This is a genomic window from Priestia sp. P5_B4 (assembly GCF_056400385.1).
Map to the genome: position 1 here is coordinate 1 of NZ_JBFULJ010001468.1, position 581 is coordinate 581.

The 581-nt window shown below is 41.0% G+C and carries 2 pseudogenes; both read left to right on the forward strand.

The window, feature by feature from the left end:
- Positions 1-347: pseudogene (locus AC1DRF_RS31650) on the forward strand (4-hydroxy-2-oxovalerate aldolase); the annotation flags it as partial.
- A 2-nt stretch (positions 348-349) separates the two neighbouring features.
- Positions 350-581: pseudogene (locus tag AC1DRF_RS31655) on the forward strand (4-oxalocrotonate decarboxylase); the annotation flags it as partial.

The following is a 581-nucleotide window of genomic DNA, read 5'->3' on the forward strand; positions in this document are numbered from 1 at the left end:
GTTTAGGAGCCGGAGCAGGTAACACTCAAACTGAAGCATTGATAGCTGTATTAAACCGTTTAGGAATAGATGTAGGTATTGATTTGTATAAAATAATGGATCTGGCTGAAGAAGTAGTAGGACCTATCCTGCCAGGCTCTCAAGAGATTCGAAAAGGCAGCCTCGCAATGGGTTATGCAGGCGTGTATTCCAGTTTCTTACTTCATGCAGAGCGTGCTGCAAAGCGTTTTAATTTGGATTCACGTGATATTTTACTTGAACTTGGTAAAAGAAAAGCAGTCGGCGGTCAAGAAGATATGATTCTAGACGTGGCTGCTGAGTTAGCTCAAAGAAAGGTGGAAATGTGATGATGCCTTTAACGAAAAGCGGAAATTTAGAAATCGTTGACTATCTTTTATCTGCAGAAAGAGAAGGGTATGAAGTAACAAGAGTGACGGAACGCTACCCTGATTTGACAATTGATGACGCTTACAGCTTGCAAAGACAATTGATCCAACGAAAAGTACAAGATGGTGTAAAACGAGTAGGTGTAAAGCTTGGTTTAACAAGTAAAGCTAAGCAGGAAATGATGGGGGTACATG